Origin of the sequence: Alcaligenes ammonioxydans (assembly GCF_019343455.1) — a bacterium.
GTDB classification, from domain to species: domain Bacteria; phylum Pseudomonadota; class Gammaproteobacteria; order Burkholderiales; family Burkholderiaceae_B; genus Alcaligenes; species Alcaligenes ammonioxydans.
Map to the genome: position 1 here is coordinate 2,714,804 of NZ_CP049362.1, position 24,399 is coordinate 2,739,202.

Sequence of the window (24,399 nt, forward strand, 5' to 3'; positions counted from 1 at the left end):
GGATAGAGACGTAAAAAAGGCCAGCTTTCGCTGGCCTTTTTTTTGTTGTTGTTATGTTGTACTGCCTATTGCTTTTATAGTAGTGACCGTTTTGCTTCGGTCTTTATTGCCCAGCTTTGCGGGCTATGTCTCCTCACCTGCATGGAACGTATTGTGCCCCATTTATAAAAGTGTCACACTTAGGGAATGCACTGATACCCGCATGGTAAGAAAATATCAGCCACTACCTTCGGCGCTTCTTATTGGGTTGCCGGGCCCTGCCCCTTCACAGCCCGTTTCAAAAACACCTGCATTTCTTTCTCTGCCTGTTTGTCGCCCTGCTCCTGGGCAATCACCAGACCTTGCTCCAGAACGTGCTGCGCCTGCGTAAATTGCCCCAGGTTGACCAGTACCCGCCCCAACAACTTCCAGGCTGCGGTGTAACGCGGATTCATTTCTACGGCTTTAGAAAAATGCTCGCGAGCCGCCTCCAGATCGCCCTCGCCCATACATGCGTTACCCAGGCCAAAGCGCAGTAAAGCGTTATCCTTGCCAGCAACCAGCAATTTTTCCAGTCCTTCACGCATAATCCGTACCCTTGAAAACAAAGCAAGTCGTGGTTGCGCTGTCTTCGTACAAAACACAATAGCGACTCGCACAAGCCTAAATAGCTTGATAGCTCTTGAACGGTCCGGCCATCAAGCATTGAGCCTGGTTTTGTACCACGGAATATCAAAAGGCGGCCTCAGCAGGCCAGGCTCTGTAGGTCCATTCTCCGGCGAGTGCCGCCTTTAGGCCAGATCGCCTTGCAAAACCCCCTTGCTGACGACCTCACGCCCATCCAGACTCACGGTGCAATTGCGCATGGGGTAGTCAAAATGGCAATCAGAAAAACGGCCTGCAGCGGGATTCGCTCCGGTAGAGAAAAGGAAGTTACCGGCAAAGGCACGCAACTCGGTTCCGTTGGTATCGCGCTTGTCGTACATGGCCATGGAATCCCAGCGAGCCGCCGGTGCCATGCCCCAGCCCACATGACTGACGGCATAGGCATCCTTGTCGTTCCAGCTGGCGTAATAAGAACGGATCAAATCAGCGTCTACACCCTTGCCCTCAATCGCCACGACATAATCATTTTCGATACGCAGGGTCACGGCCGACTCCAGATAGCGCTTGAAGGTCAAGTTCACATCTCCGCTATCGAGCACCAACGTCCCATTCACACTACCATTGCTGGGGTAGCAAATGCACAGACCTGCCGGCCAGTATCCAAAACTGCCCGGCTTGTCGGCAATTCCGGCGCTGCCGCGTCCAATCACCCCCTCCAGGCTGACTGTCAGATCCGTGCCGGCCTCGGAGCTAATGTGCATGACACTCGCATCGGTAATCAGCTTGCCGCCAAGATCGCACTTGCCTTGCAGGTAAGGACTGGGTTTGACCCGCTCCAGAATCTCGGGGTGCTCGTCGCTAATCATCATGATGCGGGCCCCTTTGGCCAGCAGTGCGGCACGCTCGGGCGAATGCAGCAGCCCTTCTACGGTGCAGTCCACGATGAACTGGCTGCCTGCCAAAGCCTGGACTATCGGGTCCATGCCTTCCAGAGCCAAGGAAGTCCCAGTCGAGCGCAGGGCAATATTGCTTTTCAGTCGTGGCGAGACCAGTTTCACATGACAAACCCGCGCCCCCATTTGCGTCAGGGCCAACTCGGCCAGCTCGGCCAGCACAGAGCGCGATTGCGTCTCGGACAGCACGACTGCCATTTCGCCGGGCTGCACCTTGCACAGTCCAAACACTTCTACAAAATCAGCAATCCACTTGCCTTCAATATGCTCACGCAACATCTCACTACTCCTTGAAAATTCAAAAAAGGCGCTGCGCGGCTTTTTCAGCCGGGCGGCGCCTCTGCACATCAGTCGTGCAAATCCTTGCCCCTGGTTTCAGGCGAGGCAATCGTGGCCCACAAAGCCAGAACACACAGGCCGATCAAATACCAGTCAAAAACCTGCTTTTGATTGATCGAATGCAGCCAGGCTTGCAAATAGGGAGCAGTCCCGCCCGTCAAGGCACCGGCAACCGAATACGGCAGCCCCATGGCGACCGCACGGATGCGTGTCGGGAACTGCTCAGGAAAAAAAGCGGGCATGATGGCGGTAGGCGCCGAGATCAGAAGCATGCCGCCCATCATGAATACCACCAGACGCCAGATCTCGCCCTGTCCGCCGGTCAGCACCATCGTCAATGGAATGATGCTGATGATTGAACCGATGGAAAAAAAATACCAGTTCACCTTGCGACCGAAACGATCGGAGAACGCCCCCCAGAAGATCAGGCACAAGATCAAAAATATATTTGCTCCTACGCCCACCCACATCACCTTGGCAGCAGGCATGCCCAGGGAGGTGATGGCAAAGGTCGGCGCCATGATGGCCCAGACGTAATACAAGACGGTGCCGCCTGCCGACAAAGCGAATACACGCAAGCAGGCGCTGCGGTACTTCCAGACCTCGGCCCAGAACACGCGCGCGCCAGGGCGTGCCGTTTTGCCCGAGGCTTGTGCTGCAGCCTGACGGGCTTTGAACATGGGGGTTTCATCGAGCTTTCTGCGCAGATACAGCGCATACACTCCCAAGGCACCCCCCAATACAAAGGGAACACGCCATGCCCAGGCTCGAACGACCTCCTCCCCCAGCAGACTGGTCAGGCAGGCACTGAGCAAGACCGCGGCCAGCACGCCAATTGTGACAAACACAAAAACAGAGGACGACCACAGCCCGCGTTTATGAGCGGGCGCCATTTCCGTGACATAAGTGAAGGAAGAAACCACCTCACCACCATGACCAATCCCTTGTAACAAGCGCCCCATCAACAAGAACAAAGCGGCAATCGGCCCCACCATGTCATAAGTGGGCGCAATGCCGATCACCAGACTGCCCAACGCGGTAATCAACATGGACAAGGTCATGGTGAACCGTCGTCCCTTGCGGTCGGCCAGCCAGCCAAAAAAGATGCCTCCCAGAGGGCGCATGAAAAAACCAACGGCAAATACTGCCAGCGTGCCCAGCAATGCGGCCAGCGGGTCCTCGCTATGGAAAAACTGCTTGGCAAAATAGGCGGCAAAAATCGAATAAGCCGTCCAGTCATACCACTCCAGGGCGTTGCCCGCCCCAACCCCCCAAATAACGCGTCGACGCTGCGCGGCAGTCATGGGCTGCTCGCGCAAAGATGATGTAGGTGCGTCCAAGAGATGTCCCCTTCACTGTGATAGTTGTGCTTCTTGTTTTTTGTTGTTGATCCGGCGGCTTAGGCCACCAACTGCGTGAAACGAGAGCGATGGAAGATCAATGGCGAGACTTCGCGCTCGATCTGCACATCGTGGATAAGCAATTGCACGGCATCGTGGTCCCCAGCCGGATGCACTTGAAAAACACTGCAGTCAAACCAGACTGATGCCCCTTTTATATGGACGGCCCCCTCCTCGGTCAGCTCGACCTCGACATCGCTGAAGCGGCTGTCCTTATCCGGCCCGGCCAGCTGACGACAAATAGCCGCATGTTCAGCACTCAAAATGGATACCCCCAGACGCGAGGCGCGAGACAGCAGCGCCCAGGTCGAGGAACTTTTCTGTACAAAAAAGGCAGCCAAAGGCGGGGCTAGCGAGACCCCTACGGAAAAGCTGGACGCAACAATGACGTGCGGCTTGCCATCGAGCACGGCTGCAATGGCTGCAACCCCCGACGGAAAATGCCCGAAGGCTTCGCGTACCGCCCTGGCCCCCAACCCACTTATGCTTTCTTTCATGACGATGACCCTGCTCAGGCGTTAAAGAACCAGAACCCAATAGGTGAAGAGCGTTCCTAGCGCTCACTCACCTGAACTCAATTCTGTTTCGATCGTCATTTATTTGCAATAACAAATTTGCTTTTACTAGGGTTTGTTTATTGATTTTAGGTATTAACCCTATGAAAAAACGTCGTTTTAAAAGCTATAGACCTATACAATTTATATAAATTTTATTGCGTATTATCTTTCTCGATAATTTATTTGCAACAAAACAAGTTATTCTGCAAAGGACAATATGTACCTGCATATCGTTTTGATGGCGCCCCACGCCCCCATTAAGCCCGAGCTGGCATCTACACTGGATCACGCTTTTATCCGCATACGGCAAGAGTGCCCAGGGATAGAACGCTTTGAGTGGGTGCCAAATCTGTCACGCAGCTCCGCACGCTACAGCCATGCTCTGCTATCGGTATTCCGCTCCCAGGAAGCGCTGGACGCTTATAGAGAAAGCGACGCTCATCAGGCCATGCTGGAGGCCATCACCCCGCACATTCAGGACATTGTGGTGCTCGATAGCGTGCTGGAGGAAAGCTTGTCCTAAAACGCCTGAGCGCCCGCTCAGGTACATAGCCCCCCTGCAAGTCCCAATCCGACAACGCTAGCGCCGCTGGGGTACGCACGGTAAAATGGCTCGCTGCAAACCTACTATCAAAAATGGGTAGCCATCCGCCCCACCACCGGAAAACAGAATGAAAGCAAGCATCGCGATTGATGAGTTCATCGCCAGCCGCGACCATGGCGAACACGAACAACTTGCCCCGCATCATTACATTCTGACGCTTTATGGTTTGTTCGCCCGCCCCGCCGGCATCACCATCCCCGTGGCCAGCGTCGTTCAGTTGCTGTCCGATCTGGGCGCAGAGCCCTCCAGCGTGCGCTCTGCCATCTCACGACTCAAGAAAAAAGGCGTGCTGATCAGCCAGCCGGCCGCCTCAGGAAAAGGCTATGCCTTGGCCGCCGAGCTTGAGCCTCACATGCAAGCGGGCGACGAACGGATTTTCTCCTCGCCCTCCATGAATATCCGAGACCCTTGGCTCCTGGTCTCTTTCTCCGTTCCCGAAAGTGAGCGTCAGAATCGCCACAAGATTCGAACGGGCCTGTCACGGATGGGGTTCGGCACGGTAAATGCTGGCTTGTATATAGGCCCGGCTCGCTTGCAGGCCGAAGCCGTGGAGTACATCCGCGAGCACCAACTGTGGCCTTATATTGAGCTGTTCACCTGTGAGCCTAGCGGCCTGAGCGATATTCAGGAAAAAATCTCCCGCTGGTGGAATTGGGACAAGCTGGCTAATGAGTACCAGTCTTTTTTGAACGCGTATCAGGACGAGGTTGAAGTCTGGCAAACCGCTTTGCGCCAAGGCACGGGCGACCCTCTGGAAGCCTTCCGCCTCTATATGCCCATGGTGACCCGTTGGCGCCGACTGCCCTTTCTGGACCCCGGCCTGGCACCCGAGCTGTTGCCAGACAACTGGGTAGGCAATTCGGCCCGCAAACTGTTTGGTGACTTGCATCGACTGCTGAGCCCCTTGAGCTCGCAACACGTGCAGCAGGCCATTCCAAACTGGAAGGCCCGCGGGACGGACTAAGTCCACTCCTTTCGTTACGCCCCTGCAAAACGAGCGATGTCACCCATCAAGTCCTGGGCGACACGCTCAAACCGCTCCAGCGTCACCCCCTGCATCATGGGTGCATCCTGCCAGGCCTGGAAGTTGCCAAACTGGAACGGCAAATCAAAACAATGCCCACTGAACACAGCCTCCAGCGGGCTTTGTTCCGTGAAGTCACTCCAAATCACAGAATGCCCCGCTGCCTTCAAACTGGCCGCATAGTGCGTGGGAAAACGCTGAAATTGCAACCATGACGAGGCTGCAACAACTTGCCGATACGGCGTCAGGCCCGACCCCGCTCCCTGATACATTCCATTTCGTAACAGAATGGCGGGCAAATCCCCCACAGGCCATTCACCCAACGCCTGATCAACCTGCTCTTGCGTCGCCTGCCGATGAAAAGGCACGTCAAAAAAGAACACCGAGGACTCTTGGGCAGTACAGCGCAGATACACCGCCTGTGCATGGCAGGCGTGCGCCGCCCAGTCAGGATTCCATAAATCCGGTGGCATCCCGGCACTGATCACAGGCAAGAATGCTGACGGAGCATGAGCCAAACGTGGTGGTTCTTTGTCCAAAGCCATCATGCCGTGCTGCATCACGATATCCACATCCGCGGTCAGCCACTGATCGCCCAGGCTTTGTCGCACGCGTTCCGTGGTTTTTCTTTGCTGCTCGGGCGACCATGGCGTGCGCGTTCCCATGCTGAGCAAGGCCACACGATCAATCCAGCCTCGTGTGGACTCCAGCACGCTAAGCAAATGCGCGTACCAGCCACCCGCCGACTGCCCCATCAAGGTGATCCTGTCCGGATCGCCACCAAAGGCGTGGATGCGATCCTTCACCCATTGGAGCGCCAAGCGCAAATCGGCTGCCGGCAAGGGCAAGTCGTCCGCTTGTGCATCACCCAAGTGCCCCAAGGCACCGAGGCGATAATTCACATTGACCACCACCATGCCCTGCGCTGCCAGACGGGTGCCGTCATACCAGTCCAAAGAAGCGCCGCCACTCATCCAGGCACCGCCGTGGATAAAGAACAGCACGGGCAGACCTTGCGCTTGGGCAGGTGCCCACACATTCAGAAAATATGCGTCTTCAGATTGCGGATTGGCACTGCCTGCGCCCATGACCGCAGCAAGACGGCTAGGGCGCTGCGGAAAGACAGGCACCTGATCCAGCGATGTCGCTGCCATCCGCCCGATCGCCGCCTGCGCCGCTTCAAAACGGCGCGTGCCTTGGGCGTAACGCAGGCCATACCAGGCCTGCACTTTCACGCCATCGGCACGACAACGACGCGAGGGGGCATGGATCCGCAATGTCGCCGTCATGGCTTAAAGCTTGTTGGAAATATAAGGCGTACCGGTCATGCCGTTGCCGTGAAGCTCGTAGCCCATCGGTGCCGTAATCGAAGCATGGCGAGTGCCTGTATTGATATCGCGCCACATGCGGCCCAGCAGACTGTTTTCCGCAAAGGAGGCAGTGCCATGCAACCAGCACAGATTATTCACCGCATCCACCAGTTCATGCCCAGCATGACCGATCCCGGCGCGGTGGCGGGCACGCAGCGCCAAGGGCATGGGCACTATGCCAGAAGCAGCCGCATCAATCTGCGCTGCAGCGCGCTCCAACAATAAACGCGCGCTATCAATCTGAATACTGGCTGCCCCCAGGTTCTGAACGAACGCCCCTGAGTCCGACTGTTTCGTGTAATGGGTGTAGGTAATGCCACGCTTGCCACTGACGCCGCTGGTGAAATCCATCGCGGCCTGAGCCGCACCTAACGATGGCGCTTGAATGCAGGTCGACATGGTCAAATGCGGGGTCAAACGACGGCCAAATGTGGCCAGAGGGTCTTGCTCCTGTACATCCCCCATCAATTGCTGAAAGGTAATCAGTCGCTCTTTAGGCACCCACAGGTTTTCAGCCACCATCGTGTTGGAGCCCGAACCGCGCATACCGATGGTGTACCAGGTATCCTGAATTTCAAACTCATCACGACGCATTAACACAAAGCCCACGGTGGGCTCGGCCTGCTCGCTTTCTTTAATGAACAAAATCCCAAGCGCCCAGTCCGAGTGATTGCTGTTCGAGGCGAAGGGCCACTTGCCTGTGATACGCCAGCCTTCGCCGTCGGGCCTTGCTGTGCCTTGGGGCTGGGCAAAGATAGACGCAGCGCGGATGGGGCCATCCGCAAACACTTCATCCAGCATGGCATCGCTGAAACGATTGGCAAGCATCACCGAACCATTTGAAATCACCACACACCAGGCGGCCGCCGGATCGTAATAGCCCACCGCGCTGGCGCACTGTAACAGCATCTCGGCCCCACCCTCGTAACCACCGTAACGCTTCAAGGCTGAAATACGCCAGGCTCCGGTGGACTCCAAAGCTTGAACCGTCTCGTCTGACAACACGCGATTACGGTCAGCCTGAGGGGCCAACTCGCGTAGCAGCGGGCCGATGTCGTGGATACGTTCCAGAATCTCCTCTGTCTCCTGACGGGACGGGGCCTGCGTGACGATCGTCCGCTCACGCTCGACAAGCAATGGTGCTCCTGTGATAGCCATAACCGCTCCTTAGAATTATTTGATATTTCAAATTTATAGCCATCGTTAAATAATCGCAATATTAATAACCAGAAAAACATACAAAACCCCTTGTTTTATTGGGTTTATAGGGGTATTTACCTAGTAAAAATTACAAATCATCCGCCGTTTCAATTGCATAAAACTAACGATCAAAAATATTTTGAGCACAAAAGCAGAAATAAAAAAGGCGCAGAACAGCCTGCCAAAGCATGGGGCGAAAAAAAACCGCCGACCCGAAGGTCGGCGGTTTGTCATGTAGAAAACTGGCTTAAAAGCCTGTTTTCATTACATGTTTTCGATCATCACGTCACCGAAGCCGGAGCAGGACACTTGGGTCGCACCTTCCATCAGACGGGCAAAGTCATACGTAACTTTGCGCGAGGTGATGGATTTTTCCATGCTGGAGATGATCAGATCAGCAGCTTCTGTCCAACCCATGTGACGCAGCATCATTTCAGCAGACAGGATCAGCGAACCTGGGTTCACGTAGTCTTTGCCAGCGTACTTGGGAGCCGTACCGTGGGTAGCTTCGAACATGGCTACGGAGTCGGACAGGTTGGCGCCAGGAGCGATACCAATACCACCCACTTGTGCAGCCAACGCGTCGGAGATGTAGTCGCCGTTCAGGTTCAGTGTGGCGATAACGTCGTACTCGGCAGGGCGCAGCAGAATCTGTTGCAAGAAGGCGTCAGCAATCGAATCCTTGACGATGATCTCACGACCGGTCTTGGGATTCTTGAATTTGCACCATGGGCCGCCGTCGATCAGCTCGGCGCCGAATTCTTTTTGAGCCAGTTCGTAAGCCCAATCACGGAAGCCACCTTCGGTGAACTTCATGATGTTGCCCTTGTGAACGATCGTCACGGAAGAGCGATCATTGTCGATGGCGTACTGGATGGCCTTGCGCACCAGGCGCTCGGTACCTTCGCGGGACACGGGCTTGACACCAATGCCGGAGGTATTGGGGAAGCGAATCTTGTTCACGCCCAGGGTGTTTTGCAGGAAGTCGATCAGCTTCTTGGCGTTTTCGGACTCGGCAGCAAACTCGATACCAGCGTAAATGTCTTCGGAGTTTTCGCGGAAAATGACCATTTCGGTCTTTTCTGGCTCACGCACAGGCGAAGGAACGCCCTTGAAGTAGCGCACAGGGCGCAGGCAGACGTACAGGTCCAGTTGTTGACGCAGGGCCACGTTCAAGGAACGGATGCCACCGCCAACGGGAGTGGTCAGAGGGCCTTTGATGGAAACAACGTAGTCTTTAACGGCATCCAGGGTTTCTTCTGGCAGCCACACGTCGGAACCGTATACCTTGGTGGATTTCTCGCCGGCGTACACTTCCATCCATTCGATCTTGCGCTTGCCACCGTAAGCTTTGGCAACGGCAGCATCGACCACTTTGATCATGACTGGCGAAATATCCACACCCGTACCATCACCCTCGATGTAAGGAATAATGGGTTGATCGGGAACATTCAGGGAAAAATCCGCGTTAACTGTAATTTTCTGCCCCGACGCGGGGATCTTGATATGCTGATAGGACATGGATGCTCCAGTTGTGCTCCAATATTAGGGATAGCTGAACACGGAACGCTTTCGCGTTTCCGAAGTCTTATATAAGAGTTTAACTTAATTCGCGCGTATTCAGGCACCTGTAAACTCAAAGCTTGCCAAAAATGCTTGCATTCTTGACAACTTATCTATTCTACACGGCCCCGTTTGCCGCTTGTATGGGCCTATCGCCTACACAACTGGACGCCACTGACGCAGCATCCGTACCGATTTCCTGACCCTTTTTTCTTGATTCCACCATGTTCAACCCCTCTCGCGAACAGGTTCGCCAATTTTTCATCGAAGCCTGGGATAAGCACCAGAGCGGTCATCTGTTGACGGCTCTGGAGACCATGGCGGTGGATCTGGTGCAACAGCACCCCGAATACCACGAAGATTTGCGCAACGCCGATGCCCTCAACCAGGACTACTCGGTCGAGCAAGGACGCAGCAACCCCTTCTTGCATCTGTCCATGCATCTGGCCATTAATGAGCAGCTATCCATTGATCAGCCACCCGGCATCAAAAACGCCTACCAGCGCCTATTGGCCACGCACGACCCACATGCCGCAGCCCATATCATCATGGAAGCGCTGGGCGAAGTCATCTGGGAGGCACAACGGCTGGGCACACCGCTGAACAACGAACGCTACATCGAACTCATCTTGCGCCACAGCACGCGCGATTAACAGCGCCACGCCTCTGCGCCGGGTAATGCTTACTTGCGGGTGCTCAAGGGACCAGGCTGGCGCGAGAGCCAGACTGACACGCTGTCAATGTCGGCCTGACTCATGGTGTTGGCCATGGCGCCCATGACGGCATTTTTGCGAATGTTAGAGCTGGCCGGCGCCCCCTTTTGTCCACGCTGATAAGCCATCAAGGCCTGACGCAGGTAATCTGCATGCTGACCGGCCAACACAGGGTATTCAGGGTTCAAGGGGGTTTTCGCGTCCTCTCCGTGACAGGATGCGCAATTGAGTCTCTTCCAGGCTTGCCCACCTGCCGTAACCAGATCGTCGGCCGCCATGGCTTGAGCGCCCGCACCGGCCATCAATCCCACCAGCACCAGCACGACTGCTTTTTTCATATCCACCTCCCCGTCCTTAAGGTTTGATGGCCGCGTAGTACGCGGCAATATCGGCCATGTCCTGCTCTGACAAACTCTGGGCAATGGCCTGCATGGTGGGGAAGGTTCGGGCACCACTGGCGTACTCTTTAAGCGCTGCTTCGATGTACGCGGCTCCTTGCCCGGCAATCATGGGGACGTGATAGACCTCGGGAAAGCTGGCCTTGTAACCGGGCAAGCCATGACAGCCTATACACATGGAAATCTTGTCGCGCGCCGCCTCGGGATCGGCCTTGATCGGCGCGGAATCCTGCGCCTTGGCTGCCAAGGGCAGACAGGCGCTTGAGGCCAGAAGAAAGAAAGAGACATACCGCTTCATTTGCAACTTCATCATCGCTATTCGCTTTGTTGTGGAGTTGAAAACGGTCTGGGTCAGGCTCTGCGTCCATTGCAGCAAAAGGTGAAACAACGCGACACCTGGCTCTGTGATGCTGACCGACGAGTACTGAGTCGATTGTATGATAATTGCCAAGGATGACTGATACTAGTATTTATACCCGAGTTTCTATTCTTGACAGATCAACATTTTAAGTACAAGTTTGAGCCGCTTTATGACTACTACGACCCGTTTTGAAGGCACCGATCAATACGTTGCCACCGATGATCTGAAGCTGGCCGTCAACGCCGCGTTGACACTGCAGCGTCCGTTGTTGATCAAAGGTGAACCTGGCACCGGCAAGACGCTGCTGGCCCTGGAAGTGGCCCGCGCCTTGGGCCGCCCGCTACTGCAGTGGCACATCAAGTCCACCACCAAGGCACATCAAGGCCTGTATGAATACGATGCGGTCTCGCGTCTGCGCGATTCGCAACTGGGCGATGAAAAAGTCCGCGATATTGGCAACTACATTGTGCAGGGCACACTGTGGCAAGCCTTTGAGTCCGAAGAGCCGGCCGTCGTATTGATCGACGAGATCGACAAGGCCGACATCGAGTTCCCCAACGATTTGCTGCAGGAGCTGGATCGCATGGAGTTTCATGTTTACGAAACTCGCCAGACCGTCAAGGCACGCCATCGCCCTTTAATCATCATTACGTCCAATAACGAAAAAGATCTGCCCGACGCGTTCCTGCGCCGCTGTTTCTTTCACTACATCCGTTTCCCCGAGCGCGAGACCATGGAACAGATTGTGGCCGTGCATTACCCCAATCTGCGCAGCGACATCCTGGCTAGCGCCTTGGATACTTTTTTTGCCTTGCGCGAGGTACCGGGGCTGAAGAAAAAGCCCTCCACCTCGGAGTTTCTGGATTGGCTGCGTCTGCTGCTGGCCAACGACATTCCTGCCGAGGCCCTGCACGAACTGGACGAAGGTCTGCCCCCGATGGCCGGTGCCCTGTTGAAAAACGAACAGGATCTGTCCTTGATGCAACGCCTGGCCGCCATGAGCCAACGCAGCCAGCGCAGGAGCTGATATGCAAGCGAGCGCTTTCTCCCAGCCGCTTGCCCCCCTGACACTGGAAGGATGGGGAGTGCGACTTGAGCCTTTGCAACTGGCGCATGCGGAACTGCTGGAAGCCGCCGCGGCCGACGGCGAGCTCTGGAATGTACGGGTGACCAGCGTGCCCGCCCCCGGCCAGGCCCAGGACTATGTCAAAAAGGCATTGGACGGTCTGGAGCAAGGCCATATGCTGCCCTTTCTGGTACGCGATCTGACGACGGCACGCGCCGTCGGCACCACTCGCTACCATGACATTGTCGCGCCAGTGGCCCGGCTGGAAATTGGCTACACCTGGTACGCACGCAGCGCGCAGCGCAGCCATGTCAATACAGCGGCCAAGCTACTCTTGCTGCAACACGCCTTCGAGACCTTAGGGGCTGGCGTCGTGGGCTGGCGTACCGATCATCTGAACCTCAAATCCCAACAAGCCATCACTCGCCTGGGAGCGCGTTTTGATGGGCGGGTTCGCCACCATGCCCTCCGCCGCGACGGTACCATCCGCGACACGATGTTCTACAGCCTGATGGCAGGCGAGTGGCCCGACACACGCGCCCACTTGCTCGACAAACTAAGGCAGCACAGCCATGTTGCTTGATTTTTTCTACCACCTGCGCGAGCGCGGACTACCGGTTTCGATCCAGGAGCACCTGACCCTGCTGGACGCCCTGTGCAAAGGCATCATGCCGCCCACCCTGGACGATTTCTATCATCTGTCCAGGTTGGTGCTGATTAAAGACGAAACGCTGTACGATCGCTTTGATCTGGCCTTTGGCGAGTTTTACCAGCCACAACTGGAAGCGCTGGCCAAAGACAAAACCTTGCCGGAAGATTGGCTGCGCAAAACGCTGACGCGTCATCTCAGCCCCGAGCAAAAAGCCGCTCTGGAAAAGCATGGCCTGGACAAACTGCTGGAGATGTTCAAGGAACGTCTGAAAGAGCAGCAGGGACGTCACGCGGGGGGCAGCAAGTGGATTGGCACCGGCGGCTCCTCGCCCTTTGGCCACGGGGGCTACCATCCCGAAGGTATCCGTATCGGTGGCCCATCGGCCGGCAATCGCACCGCCATCAAGGTCTGGGAAAAACGCGAATTCGTGGATTACGATGACCAGCAGGAGCTGGGCACTCGCAACTTCAAGATGGCCTTGCGTCGACTGCGACGCTTCGCACGGCAAGGTGCCGCCACCGAACTGGATCTGGAGAGCACCATACGCGAGACCGCCCGTAATGCGGGCATGCTGGATCTACACATGCAGGCGGAGCGGCAAAACCGCGTCAATGTGCTGATGTTGCTGGATGTGGGCGGCAGCATGGATGACCACATCGCTCAGGTGGAATCTCTCTTCTCGGCGGCCCGCTCGGAGTTCAAGCACCTGGAAGCGTATTACTTCCATAACTGCGTGTATGAGTCGGTATGGCGACACAATTCACGACGGCAAAGTGAACGACTGGATACCTGGGATTTGCTGCGCAAGTACAACGAGGACTGGCGCATCATCATTGTGGGCGATGCCACCATGAGCCCCTATGAAATCATGGCGCCTGGCGGCTCGGTCGAGCACTACAACAAGGAGACCGGCGCGGCCTGGCTGCAAAGGCTCAACGACCACTGGCCCCGCATCGTCTGGCTCAACCCCGAGCCGAAGGCTTACTGGCCTTACCGCCAGTCCATCGCCATCATCCAGAACCTGATGTCCGATCACATGTACCCCGTTACCAGCGCAGGGCTGGAAGAGGCGATGCGGTACTTGTCACGCTAGCGTCAGCCTTCTATCAAGCAGGAAACAAAAAGACCCGGGTTTCGGGTCTTTTCAATCAGCTGTAAAAAACCCGCAGAGCCATGAAACCATGCGGGTTTTTCTTCACATTTTTAAAATGGAGCGATCAGCGCCCTTTCTGCCGCTGCAACATCCCTGCCCGTTGCTGCTCCAGTTCCTTGATCTGCCGCTGCAATTCACGCAGCTGCTCACGCGCCTCCCGTTCCTGCTCGGCCAGGGCCTGTGCCTCACGGCGCGACTCCTCACGCTGGGCAATGGCCAAGGCTTCCTGCTGGCGCTGCAAAGCCAGATCGTTTTGCAAAACCGTCAATTGGTCTGCGCTTTCATTGAGTTTCTTTTCTGCATTGGCCACTTCTGCCTGCAGCTTGATGCGTTCCAGATCGGCGGCAGCAAAATCAACCGTATCCTGACGGTACTGGGTGTACATGCGTTCAGCCAGGGATTCGTCCGTGGTCTTGAAGACACGCCAGAACTCACGCTGCTGGAACAGAGCCACGTAGTAGGTCATGGTTTCGGCCGAGAACAAGAGACTGGCTCCAAAGCGACCGTTGTAGGCCGTGCGCAGCTCCTGTACCCCACGCGCCTGGATCAACTGCTGCAACTGGGCCACGGTGGTGTTCTGATAAGCTGGTGCTGCTGGCGCAGAGGCAGGCTCGGCTGCCGCGACCGGGGCCACTTCCTGGACTTCCTGCTCTTGGGTTTGCGCCACCACGGGACGCTCCGGCTCCTGGACCAAAGACACCGAGCTGCACGCCGACAATAAAAGAAGTCCGCCCACGGACAGCAACATAGCCGTCTTCTGACTAAGGTTCACCATACCCATCCCTTGTTAATCAATTTTTTGTGTTTAGCTTGATACACAGAATCAGCCCCGTATTCTAAACGCGCGATGTCGCGTCTTGTGCCTTTATGTTGAATTTGCGCATCTTTTCCCACAACACTTTACGGGAAATGCCTAAAACAGCCGCCGTGTCCTGGCGCCGCCAGTTCTGCGTGTCCAGCACAGCGATAATGCGGGCGCGTTCTTCCTGCTCCTGAGCACTGAGGCTGATGGCCGGCTCGGGCCGTTCCAGAATGGTCGCGCCTTCGGGCAGGGCCGTCGCCGGGGTCCTGACCGGCGCATTAAAGCGTTCGAGCACCTGCCGCAACTGCACGGACTCCCAGGCTCCGAACTGCTTGCTCATGACCGCCACGCGCTCCACCAGATTGGCCAGCTCACGCACATTCCCGTTAAAGCGCATGCTGCCTACGGCATCCAGGACCCACTGGGGAATGTCCTCGACATCACACTCCAGAGCCTGCTCCAGCAGGGCACAGAAAATAGCAATTTTTTCTTGCGGGCCCCGCTGCTCCAGGTTCGGGACCAATAGTTCCACCACCGCCAGACGGTAATACAGGTCCGCACGGAACTGACCCTGCTGTACCAGTCCCAACAGGTTCTTGTTAGTGGCGGCCACCATCCGGAAATCCACCGGAATCACTTGCGTTGATCCGAGGCGCGTCACAGAACGCTGCTCCAGTACACGCAGCAGCTTGACCTGCTGATGCAAGGGCAAATCTCCGATCTCATCCAGAAACAAGGTTCCCTGGTCGGCTTGTTCAAAATAGCCCTTGTGAGCCCCGATTGCGCCGGTGAAAGCCCCTTTTGCGTGACCGAAGAAATGCGCTTCGAACAAGCCTTCTGGCACCGCTCCGCAGTTCACGGGAACAAAAGGGCCTTGGGCACGCGAGGAGCGCTCATGCAGCAATTGGGCAATGCGCTCCTTTCCCACCCCGGTTTCCCCATGGATCAGCACGCTGGCCCCGCTGTCAGCATACATATCCGCCTCGGCAATCAGGGCCCGCATCACAGGCGAGACGGCCACCAAAGGCTGTGGCCCACCCCGCCCTTCCCGCTCGAGCTGTGCAGTCAGTCCGGCCAGTTTGGCCACTAGCGTACGCAACTCGGCTGGACTGAAGGACAAGGGTAATGTGTAGGAATACGCCGAGGGATAAAAGCGAGGGTCGTAGCCCCGCTCCTCCGACGCCACCCAGATAACCGGAATCGCATGCTCCACCAGCCACTGATGCTGCTCGAACCGGCCCTGCGCCATCACACTGACCGACACCAGCGCGACCGCATGGCGCGTGGGATGGCGCTCGGCGTCCAGTACCAGGGACGGCTCCACGCGCATGACCGCGACCGAGCTGGGCTCCATGGCGCGCTCAGCGCGGGTCACCAGGTCAGAACTCCCCTCCCAGACATACAAAACAGGCTCATTACCCATAAAGCTGACACTCATTGCCGTGCTCGCCTCCCGCCTTATTGCACCAGATAGGCAGTACCACACTGCACATCATGAAGTTTCACATCGGCCTCGACCAGACTGAGGCCCAGCAGTTTAAGCAACTCCTCCAGCAACAGGCTCAAGCCCTGCAAGACTGGGTCCAGCAAGGCAACGACCAGGCTCAATACCGCGCCGACCAGGTTGGAATCCTTGAAAACCAACAGTTCCACGGCGCCGGTACGGCACTCACGCATGGCTGTCTGGCCCCCGATTCCACCAATCACACAGGCCAGATCACTTAAGGGGGCCCCTAATAACGTGGTGAGCAAATTATCGACAAAACCCAGGGTCCCGCCCAGTACACCAATCAAGCCGTTCTGACTCATGGTCCGGGCCAGTTGGTCCATGCGTTCCTTGGACCAGTTCATCTCGTTGACGACCTCAGACACGGAGCGCCCCGCCCCATCCCCGACCAGACTCTCGGCCATCTGGCGCTTGCCAGAGGCGCCACTCCAGGGCGTGTTGAGCAAATCGCCCAAAATGCCCGACAAGACCGCGTCCGAGAGCAAACGCACGCTGCGGGACAGATCCAGTTGAGTGGCGTTCACGGTCTTTTCGGAGGGTTCGCCCGGCGGCGCGGTCAGTGTTACCTGAACGGGATTCTTGGTATCAATCAAGGGCAGGGTCACTTTGGCGGTCAAGGGCAAAATACCGAGCACATTAATGACGCGATGACGCTGAATCTGCCCGAAAGAGTCATCCTTGCAACTGTTGCTGGTAGAGAAAAAGTCCGAATGCGGGAACTTGCCCAGACACACGTTCACCAGCGAGGAACTGACCGCGATCGTGGCTTGATTTTCAGCAATCGGGGCGCGGCAGACATTCACCAGTTCCCCGGTTGCTTGGGACAGTTCGATAATAATAGGCAGACTCACTTCGGTGCCCAGCACTTTCAGGATCGGGCCCGCCAGTGGAATCTTGGAGCTGTCCAGATTCACATACACCCGCACTCCCGCCGAGTTTGCCTTGGTGCCTACGCCACCCATGGCAATGCTGGGCGGCTCCACCACCCGCACCCGCAAGTCCAGGGCGTTATTGAACATATTGGTCAGGCTCGAGGGCAAGGCCGTCAGGTTCAAATCAATCAGATTCTGTCCATTGGCCACCACCAGCCCGGTATTGACCAGTTGCAGCACATCCAGATTCACATTCAACGCTGACAAGGGGTCCACCCCGTTGATCAGGGCCAAGATGCCGCCCTCGCCCAGCAATTTGACTGGCAAATCCAACGGCCCCACCCCAAGCAGCAGCCTGATGTAATCCTGCAAAGCGCCCACATCCAGGCCCAATGTCTTTTGCTGATCCAGCAAATCCAGACTGGCACTGAGCAAATCAGCCAGAGTCAGCCGCTCCAGGCGGGCCAGCTCCTCAGGCGTACCCACACCGGCAATCACCGTTGCCGGCAGGCCCAGTGCCTTCAACAGTCCCGACGGGGTGATCTTGGCATTGACCAGTCCGGCCGAATCCAGCACCGTCAACTGATCGGGACGCAGGCCCACGCCACGTAGCAGGTTATAGACCAAGCCGTTGCGTTTTAAGGACAACAGACGACTGCCCACCGAAAACGTGGCCACCGGCTCACTGTTCCTGGCCGTGGCCACAGCCTCAATCACCGGAGAAGTATAAAAAGGGAATAAGGAAGGCGGCTGATAGCTCAACTTCACTCGCACCGCGTCCGCCGGCAAGGTGGGAACAAAGCGTTGTGCCGGCTCGCTATGGCTGCTATTCCATTTCCCACACAGAACGATGACCCCGTCCCCTTTCAAGGCGGCAGCCGGTGAATCTGGCTGGCTACGCAGGCTGAATCGGGCCATGCCCTCACCCTGCTGGCAACCAGCCTGATCCCCGGAGCCCAGGGCCTGTGCTCCCGCGAGGGCTGCCAGATCCGCGGCATTTTGCAGACTGCGCTTCACGTAGAAACTGTGTCCCACATGGGCCGCCCCCAGCAGCACCACCCCGACCAGCAGTGCAGCGGCCGCGGGCACAATAATTGAGCCTTGCTGCTTGTGCGCCGGTTCACCCTGGGTTCGCGTTCTTCCCCATTTCATCTCGCTCTCCTGACCCGCCCTGGCCTCGCAGGCCTTAATCGCCACTGTTGGTTTTGATGCGCTCTGTCATGTACTCAGGGATGGGATGCTTAAAGCTGTTCAAATAGCGCTCCCAGGCCAGATTGGCGGCGGCTCCATGCACAGGCAGCACCTGACCTTCACGCTCAGGGTCCGCCTGCATACTGAGCAGGCTGCGAGTATCCGGCCCCACTTCCAGACGCGGTGGAATATGACGACGTTCGTTCTGTACATGCACGGGCAACCCTTCTACTTCTGGCCAAGGATGCACCTCCTTGTCAGTCAAACGGTACGTTTCGTAAGGCTGTCGTGGCGCTGACGTGGCCGCGGGCGGCTCATCGGCAGGCACTGCCGGCGTGTGAACGCCCTGATTGCCGGCGGCGACCGCAGGGGCATTGAGCGGATAAGTCCTTGTGCCAGAGCCCATGGTGCCGGTGAGCGGCGCTTGTGTCTGCGCCCACGCGCCCGTGGCCATCAACAAAGTGCAGCAGGCCAAAATTCGGGATCGATTCATTGCGATATCCTTGAAAAAACGGCAATCAATTCATTGAAGAAGGCACAGAGCCCAGGCTCTCGAGCAAGGGCCGGTTCAGGCCCGCTTGGGACGAAGAAACCACGGCCGGGACTACACGCGATGCCGCCTGCGGCGGTGACGGCACAGCGCGATTACCCCCCTGAACCGGCCTGATCGAGGCGGACGGACGCAATGCCACCGCCTGGACACGAGCCTGTTCATCCCGGGTCGCCTCGGCCAGATACTGCTCCTGCTGTTTTTGCTGCTGCTGACGCGCGTGCAGTTGTTCGAGCTCCTGCCCGATTTGCTCGGCCATTTGAACCACCGCCTGTTGGGTCGCGGCATCCATACCGGCTTGCTGCATGACAAAACCAGCGCGTTGCGTCTCCTGACTGACCAGTAGATACAAAGCCATATTGCTCAGAATCTTCGGGTTCTCCGGAGCCAGCTCGGCCGCCTTGCCCAAGGCCAGGCGCGCTTCCTGAGGTCGGCCGGAACGCAGATAGGCGTAAGCCAGGTCACTTTGCAAAATCGCATTGGTCGGATCTCGCCCGGCAGCCTGTTTGAGAAAATGGGCGGCCTGTTCAAAGTGCTGTTGTGAGCCGGCAATCAGCCCCAAACCTTGATATGCCCTGGCGGCAACCGGTGTGTTGAGCAGCGCGTTAAAGGTGTGCGCGGCTTGCTCAAGCTGGCCGGTTTGACGCTGGGCCTCCGCTCGCAACACCATGATCTCAGGGTCGGCCCCATACTCTTTTTCCATGGCCTCGGCATAAGCCAACGAGGCAAAATACCGCCCTTGCGTCTGCGTCTCTTGCAGCATGCGCACGGCCATCTGTCTGTCGGTAGGCTTGCGCTTTTCCCAGTGCTCAATTTCCTTGCTCTGCAAAAAGGCCTCCTGTTCCTGTTGCTGACGCACCAGTTCGTAGGCAGAGTCCGTGGTAGAGCACGCCACCAGCCAGGTGCTGCTCAAGCCCAGTGCAGCCCAGCGCAGCACGGGACGAATCCAAGTCGATATCTTCATCACAATCATCCTCCGGCCACTTGGCTCAAGCCACGGAACAAAGCCAGAAAGCCTGACCCTGCCGTAATAATCAATAAAGCAGGCAGCAAGGTCAGGACCATGACACCTGTCATCTTCACGGTTAATTTGCCTACCTTGGCTTTCAGCTCCAGACGTCGTTGCTCGCGCAAACGCACACCAAAACGGTGCAAAGGTTCCTGCATGGCGCCACCATGCTGATCCACCTGCACAATCAAGCGGCAGATCACGGCCAGATCCTCGTTGGTAAAGCCGTTGGCAATCCGCTCCAATGACTGCTCGCGGGTACGGCCGCGGGCATATTGTTCGACAGCGATGGTCAGCTCTGAACCCATAACCGGGATCACATCGTGAAATTCGCGCTCAATGGTATGCAAGGTCTGGTCCATCGACAGGCCCACTCCCTGCAGCAAACGCAGCAGGTCTACAAACAAGGGCAGCTCGGTCGCGATACGCTGGCGGCGTTGTGACACACGGCGCAACAACCACCATTTGGGCAGCATCCAACCCAGTGCAAAACCGATGAACACCGACACAAAGGGCACGAAGTCATTGAGTTGGCGGATCATCGGCAGCAAGCTGAATACAAGGATCAACACGACGCTCAAGCCCACTCGACTCAAGACAAAATATTGACGCGCCACATCCAGCTGCCTGAAACCCGCATTGGCGATCAACAAGCGGTCTTCCTCGCTCAGCAAACTGGAGCCGAAGCGGCCTTTGAGCCAGCGCTCCCCCAGACTGCCCGCCTGCATCTTGATTTGTTCCACCGTCTGGCGAGACTGACTGGGCGTATGCCCCCCCTGTGGTGCCCCTTTCAGTCGCTCATCGACCACCTGGCTCAAGCGCAGAGCCTGCTGGCGCTGCTGCCAATAGTGATGCAACCACAAAGCCAACAGGATCAGGCCGGCCAACGCACACGCCACCGCGGCCCAGACCAAAACAGTTTGTGCTTCCAAGGCCATCATGTCTTGCTCCTAGACATTACGCGCCATCCAATACAGCCAATAACAGCCCACACACTGCAGGACCGCTGCAAACAACAACATGCGAAACCCCACCGGGTCATTCCACATGGTCAGAAAAAGCTCGTTATTGAACATCAGGATGTAGACGCCGATCAGGATCGGCAATAAAGCCAGTATCCAGGCCGACAACCGCACTTCCGCCGACAGGGCCACCAGCTCGCTGCGGGCGTTCTCCCGGTCACGCATGAAGCCGGCCATCCGTTCCATGGTCTGATCACTGCGCCCCCCAAAACGCATCGCCACACTAATGACTGCAGCCACCAGAAAAAGCTCATGCAAGCCGTGCTGACGCGAGACCGTACGCAAGGCCACATCCAGATCCTGACCGGAGCGATGTAAGGAGTTGGCATCTTGCAGCACCTGACCCAAAGGCTGTGGCGTGTTGTCGGCTGCATTCAGAAATGCCGCTCCCATGCTATTACCGATGGTGATCAGGCGCACCATCAAGTCCAGAAAATCCGGGATCTGGGAGACGATCTTGCGGTGACGCTTGTCACTTCGAAACCAGAGGTAGGTGTAGGCGCCCAAAACGGTCGCAATCAGCATGGCCAGGCCAGCCACCGGGCCGACCAGAGCCAAAAGAAGCGCGGGCGGGACCAGTGTCCCGAGCAGAAGGATCAGATAGAAACGACGCGACGGCTGAATCCCTGTGCGCAACATGAACTCGCGCCAGCCTTTGGGCGCAGCCAGCCAGGCATCCTGAGCGGCAGGCTGGGCCCGTACGCTGCTTTGAACGGCAGGACGCAATGCCAACTGCTGTTCAAGCACTTGTGCCGAGCGCCGGGCCTGCTGGCGCTGAGCGCCTTTGGCCCAGAGCAACAAAGCGACCAGCATCAAGATGACCGCCGCCAAGGCGCTATACAAAGCCATCATTTAGCGTCTCCAATCCCAGAATCCGCCACCCTCCTTGGGCGCATTTTCCTGAGCCTGAACCTGCTCATTGGCCAGTTGATCGCGATACTGCATCAGCTTGCGCGTATGTGGGTGAATGCCCAGGCTGACCCAGCGATCCTGTTCGGTGCCGTCATCGAGCACATAGGACTCGTGGCGATACAGCTCTTGCATGGCGATGACACCATCGCCCATGCCGGTGATTTCCGTGATGGACAAGACCCGGCGTTTACCGTTGGGCAAACGACCGATTTGAATGATGAAGTCCAGCGCACTGGCAATCTGCCGACGCAAACTGTCCTCACTGCCCTGAAAGCCGGCAAAACCGGCCAGCATTTCGACTCGGTAGACACATTCGCGCGGCGAGTTGGCATGGATTGTTGCCATGGAGCCTTCGTGGCCGGTGTTCATGGCCTGCAACATATCGATTACCTCGGCCCCTCGCACCTCGCCCACGACGACCCGATCCGGGCGCATACGCAAGCTGTTGCGCAACAGTTCACGAATCGAGATTTCACCACTGCCGTCATACCCGGCCTGACGCGCCTCCAGCCGCACCACATGGGGATGGTTCAAAGCCAGCTCGGCGGTATCTTCCACCGTCACCACCCGTTCTGTTTTGGGGATGTAAAACGCCAGTGCATTTAACAAGGAGGTTTTGCCCGAGCTGGTGCCACCCGAAATCAGGATGTTGCAGCGCGAGGCTACGGCGGCCTGCAACAGACGGTCCACCGGCTCATCAAACGCCCCCAGTCGCAGCAAGTCTTCTGGTTTGAGCGGGTCCTTGCGAAACTTGCGGATAGACACCATGGGGCCATCGACCGCCAAAGGATGAATCACCACATTAAGGCGACCACCATCGGGCAAACGGGCATCGACCATGGGCACGGATTCATCCAGCCTGCGCCCCAGAGGGGCCAGAATACGGCGCACAATGCGCAGCACATGCTGATCATCGGTAAAGCCACTGGGTTCACGCTGCAGAACGCCACCGCGCGAGACGAACAACTTGTCATGACCGTTGATCAGAATGTCTTCAACGCTAGGATCTTCCAGCAAGTCCTCCAGCGGCCCCAGCCCTGCCAGTTCGCGGGTCAAGGCCTGGACGATCTCCCGAACCTCCTGTTCGTTGACCGGCACCCGTTTCAAACGAACAAAGCTGGCCAGCTCAATGCCAACAAAATCCTGAATGGCCTGCCGTGTCCAGCGACCAAACTCGGCTCCCAACTCCTCGATACGAGCCAGCAAATGTTCATGGGCCTGTTCCCGGACCTGAATCAGGTCGGGACGCCCACCGAGCAATGAAGTATTGTTCATGCCTTACTTTTCCATGCTTGGGCCTGTTCAGCCCCCGAACCTGAATTTCAACCGTCCCAAAACCGTACTGACCTTGTTTTGCGACAGCCCCTGCCTGCGTCCCGTCAACCCCGATGCCAGATTCTGCAACGCGCGGGTATACGGGTCCCTCTCATCGACCTGCACTAAAATCTTGCCCAGGCCCGCGCTGCGCATATGCCCCAGACGCCGGTCCGGCAGCACGGCAGCCAGCTCCAGATCAAAACGCTCGGCAATCGCCTGACCGGAAAAGCCATAGGCGGGATCGAACTGATTGACCACCAGGCGCACATTGGCCAGCGCATCAAACTGGGTCCTTAGCGCCAGGAACTCGGCCAGCGAGACCAGCGCACCCATGCTCTGATCCGTGACAATCAACACCTCATCGACCAATGACTCCAGCTCCACCAGAAAACGCGGGTTGGGAAAGCCACCGGCATCAATGACCAGACATCCCATGCGTTCGCGCAGGTAACTGCACAGACTCAGGGAGTCCTCCAGGCTGATCTGATTGAGCGTATTGACATCAGCCGGCAAGGACAGCAGGTTCAATCCGCTGCTGTGCTGGGCCAGCGCCGAGTGCAGCATGGTGTCGTCCATGCGATGACGCTGCGCGGCAGCCTGAATAAAGTCAAAATCCGACCGCAAGCCCATGTAGAGCGCACAGTCTCCCGTCGGAGCCCCCAGATCCAGCAGACCCACACGTTCACTCAAGGGCACCAGCTCGACAGGCAAGGGCTTGGCCGATGACACTCCCCGCTTCTCTTTGCCCAAACGGTTCATTTCCTGCTGCAACAACCAGGCCAGACTGCTGGCTGCCGTACTGCAGCCAACGCCGATACGGGCACTCATCAGCAAAATGCTGCGAAAAGGTTTGTCCAACAAAGGGCTATGCTGGGTCTGGCCCAGCTTTTCTATCAACACCTGCAATTGATGATGCAGGTCCTCCCTGGCATCCAGATCCAGAAATTCATTCGCTCCGGCTCGCAGGGCATTGACCGGACCTTGCGGAACCGACGCCCGGCCCACTGCCACACGCTGCACGCTGGCATCGAGTCGGGCCAGGCTGCGCACCAGCGCCACCACCTGCCCGTTCTCGTCCCCATGCTGCCCATGAACGAAATCAAAAAACACCAAAGGCTCTGCCTGCTGGGCCAGCTCCCGGCGCAAACTCTCGGTCGTGGGTTCAATGGCCCGCACCGTCAGCAGCCCCGCGGCGGCCGCGTTAATCATCACGGCCAGCTCGGGGTGCTCTGTACACAAGAGATATTCCCGGTATCGTTGCACGTCACCACTCCACGCG

General features: G+C 57.3%; 24 protein-coding genes. 6 read left to right on the forward strand and 18 right to left on the reverse strand.

What is annotated here, in order from left to right:
• Positions 1-239: 239 nt before the first annotated feature.
• From FE795_RS12480 to FE795_RS12495, 4 genes are all read right to left on the reverse strand, one after another.
• On the reverse strand, positions 240-566 hold the full coding sequence (locus FE795_RS12480) for a tetratricopeptide repeat protein (protein ID WP_003801101.1): 327 nt from the start codon (positions 564-566) through the stop codon (positions 240-242).
• 204 nt (positions 567-770) lie between these two features.
• Positions 771-1,817: a M29 family metallopeptidase gene (locus FE795_RS12485; protein WP_131070794.1), complete on the reverse strand. Its 1,047-nt coding sequence runs from the start codon at positions 1,815-1,817 to the stop codon at positions 771-773.
• Positions 1,818-1,885: 68 nt separating this feature from the next.
• Positions 1,886-3,217, reverse strand: a complete 1,332-nt coding sequence (locus tag FE795_RS12490) for an MFS transporter (protein ID WP_230406181.1) — start codon at positions 3,215-3,217, stop codon at positions 1,886-1,888.
• A gap of 59 nt (positions 3,218-3,276) precedes the next feature.
• Positions 3,277-3,774, reverse strand: a complete 498-nt coding sequence (locus FE795_RS12495; RefSeq protein ID WP_003801104.1) for a flavin reductase family protein — start codon at positions 3,772-3,774, stop codon at positions 3,277-3,279.
• A 277-nt stretch (positions 3,775-4,051) separates the two neighbouring features.
• On the opposite strand from FE795_RS12495, the gene FE795_RS12500 reads away from it, so the two are divergent.
• Positions 4,052-4,357 carry a Dabb family protein gene (locus FE795_RS12500; protein WP_131070795.1) on the forward strand — a complete coding sequence of 102 codons (306 nt, stop codon included), beginning with the start codon at positions 4,052-4,054 and terminating at the stop codon, positions 4,355-4,357.
• A gap of 148 nt (positions 4,358-4,505) precedes the next feature.
• Complete coding sequence (locus FE795_RS12505) at positions 4,506-5,402, forward strand: PaaX family transcriptional regulator (protein WP_131070796.1); 897 nt, start codon at positions 4,506-4,508, stop codon at positions 5,400-5,402.
• A gap of 14 nt (positions 5,403-5,416) precedes the next feature.
• Here the strand turns inward: FE795_RS12505 and FE795_RS12510 are convergent, their stop codons facing one another.
• The 3 genes from FE795_RS12510 to icd all read right to left on the reverse strand — a co-directional run bounded on the left by FE795_RS12510 (position 5,417) and on the right by icd (position 9,553).
• The gene (locus tag FE795_RS12510) at positions 5,417-6,751 is read right to left on the reverse strand and encodes a carboxylesterase family protein (protein WP_131070797.1); all 1,335 of its coding nucleotides are present in this window, start codon (positions 6,749-6,751) and stop codon (positions 5,417-5,419) included.
• Positions 6,752-6,754: 3 nt separating this feature from the next.
• Positions 6,755-7,990 carry an acyl-CoA dehydrogenase family protein gene (locus FE795_RS12515; RefSeq protein WP_003801110.1) on the reverse strand — a complete coding sequence of 412 codons (1,236 nt, stop codon included), beginning with the start codon at positions 7,988-7,990 and terminating at the stop codon, positions 6,755-6,757.
• 306 nt (positions 7,991-8,296) lie between these two features.
• Positions 8,297-9,553, reverse strand: a complete 1,257-nt coding sequence (icd, locus tag FE795_RS12520) for an NADP-dependent isocitrate dehydrogenase (RefSeq protein ID WP_003801112.1) — start codon at positions 9,551-9,553, stop codon at positions 8,297-8,299.
• Positions 9,554-9,819: 266 nt separating this feature from the next.
• On the opposite strand from icd, the gene FE795_RS12525 reads away from it, so the two are divergent.
• Positions 9,820-10,248, forward strand: a complete 429-nt coding sequence (locus tag FE795_RS12525) for a DUF1841 family protein (RefSeq protein ID WP_003801114.1) — start codon at positions 9,820-9,822, stop codon at positions 10,246-10,248.
• 29 nt (positions 10,249-10,277) lie between these two features.
• Here FE795_RS12525 and FE795_RS12530 read toward each other — a convergent pair whose 3' ends face one another.
• Positions 10,278-10,646 (reverse strand): c-type cytochrome, encoded by a 369-nt coding sequence (locus tag FE795_RS12530; protein WP_003801116.1) that lies wholly within the window; start codon positions 10,644-10,646, stop codon positions 10,278-10,280.
• A gap of 16 nt (positions 10,647-10,662) precedes the next feature.
• Positions 10,663-11,004 carry a c-type cytochrome gene (locus FE795_RS12535; RefSeq protein WP_219236115.1) on the reverse strand — a complete coding sequence of 114 codons (342 nt, stop codon included), beginning with the start codon at positions 11,002-11,004 and terminating at the stop codon, positions 10,663-10,665.
• 232 nt (positions 11,005-11,236) lie between these two features.
• Here FE795_RS12535 and FE795_RS12540 point away from each other — a divergent pair, with 232 nt between their 5' ends.
• The 3 genes from FE795_RS12540 to FE795_RS12550 are packed head-to-tail and all read left to right on the forward strand — an operon-like array spanning position 11,237 to position 13,878.
• On the forward strand, positions 11,237-12,094 hold the full coding sequence (locus FE795_RS12540; protein ID WP_003801120.1) for an AAA family ATPase: 858 nt from the start codon (positions 11,237-11,239) through the stop codon (positions 12,092-12,094).
• A gap of 1 nt (position 12,095) precedes the next feature.
• Positions 12,096-12,716, forward strand: coding sequence for a GNAT family N-acetyltransferase (locus FE795_RS12545; protein WP_131070798.1), 621 nt, complete (start codon positions 12,096-12,098; stop codon positions 12,714-12,716).
• The gene (locus tag FE795_RS12550) at positions 12,706-13,878 is read left to right on the forward strand and encodes a vWA domain-containing protein (protein ID WP_059318026.1); all 1,173 of its coding nucleotides are present in this window, start codon (positions 12,706-12,708) and stop codon (positions 13,876-13,878) included. Before FE795_RS12545 ends, FE795_RS12550 begins: the two co-directional genes overlap by 11 nt.
• A gap of 124 nt (positions 13,879-14,002) precedes the next feature.
• Here the strand turns inward: FE795_RS12550 and FE795_RS12555 are convergent, their stop codons facing one another.
• From FE795_RS12555 to FE795_RS12595, 9 genes are all read right to left on the reverse strand, one after another.
• A complete protein-coding gene (locus FE795_RS12555; protein WP_219234983.1) occupies positions 14,003-14,686 on the reverse strand; it encodes a DUF2968 domain-containing protein in 684 nt (227 codons plus the stop codon).
• 88 nt (positions 14,687-14,774) lie between these two features.
• Positions 14,775-16,178, reverse strand: a complete 1,404-nt coding sequence (locus tag FE795_RS12560; protein WP_003801127.1) for a sigma 54-interacting transcriptional regulator — start codon at positions 16,176-16,178, stop codon at positions 14,775-14,777.
• 20 nt (positions 16,179-16,198) lie between these two features.
• A complete protein-coding gene (locus FE795_RS12565) occupies positions 16,199-18,271 on the reverse strand; it encodes a pilus assembly protein TadG-related protein (protein WP_219234985.1) in 2,073 nt (690 codons plus the stop codon).
• 34 nt (positions 18,272-18,305) lie between these two features.
• The gene (locus FE795_RS12570) at positions 18,306-18,803 is read right to left on the reverse strand and encodes a DUF3613 domain-containing protein (protein WP_219234988.1); all 498 of its coding nucleotides are present in this window, start codon (positions 18,801-18,803) and stop codon (positions 18,306-18,308) included.
• Between the two features lie 25 nt (positions 18,804-18,828).
• Positions 18,829-19,824, reverse strand: a complete 996-nt coding sequence (locus FE795_RS12575; protein WP_059318062.1) for a tetratricopeptide repeat protein — start codon at positions 19,822-19,824, stop codon at positions 18,829-18,831.
• Between the two features lie 5 nt (positions 19,825-19,829).
• Positions 19,830-20,810 (reverse strand): type II secretion system F family protein, encoded by a 981-nt coding sequence (locus tag FE795_RS12580; RefSeq protein WP_059318030.1) that lies wholly within the window; start codon positions 20,808-20,810, stop codon positions 19,830-19,832.
• Between the two features lie 9 nt (positions 20,811-20,819).
• Positions 20,820-21,743 (reverse strand): type II secretion system F family protein, encoded by a 924-nt coding sequence (locus tag FE795_RS12585; RefSeq protein ID WP_003801132.1) that lies wholly within the window; start codon positions 21,741-21,743, stop codon positions 20,820-20,822.
• Positions 21,744-23,078, reverse strand: a complete 1,335-nt coding sequence (locus FE795_RS12590; protein WP_059318031.1) for a CpaF family protein — start codon at positions 23,076-23,078, stop codon at positions 21,744-21,746.
• A 27-nt stretch (positions 23,079-23,105) separates the two neighbouring features.
• Positions 23,106-24,359 carry an AAA family ATPase gene (locus FE795_RS12595; RefSeq protein WP_230406182.1) on the reverse strand — a complete coding sequence of 418 codons (1,254 nt, stop codon included), beginning with the start codon at positions 24,357-24,359 and terminating at the stop codon, positions 23,106-23,108.
• Positions 24,360-24,399: the final 40 nt, after the last annotated feature.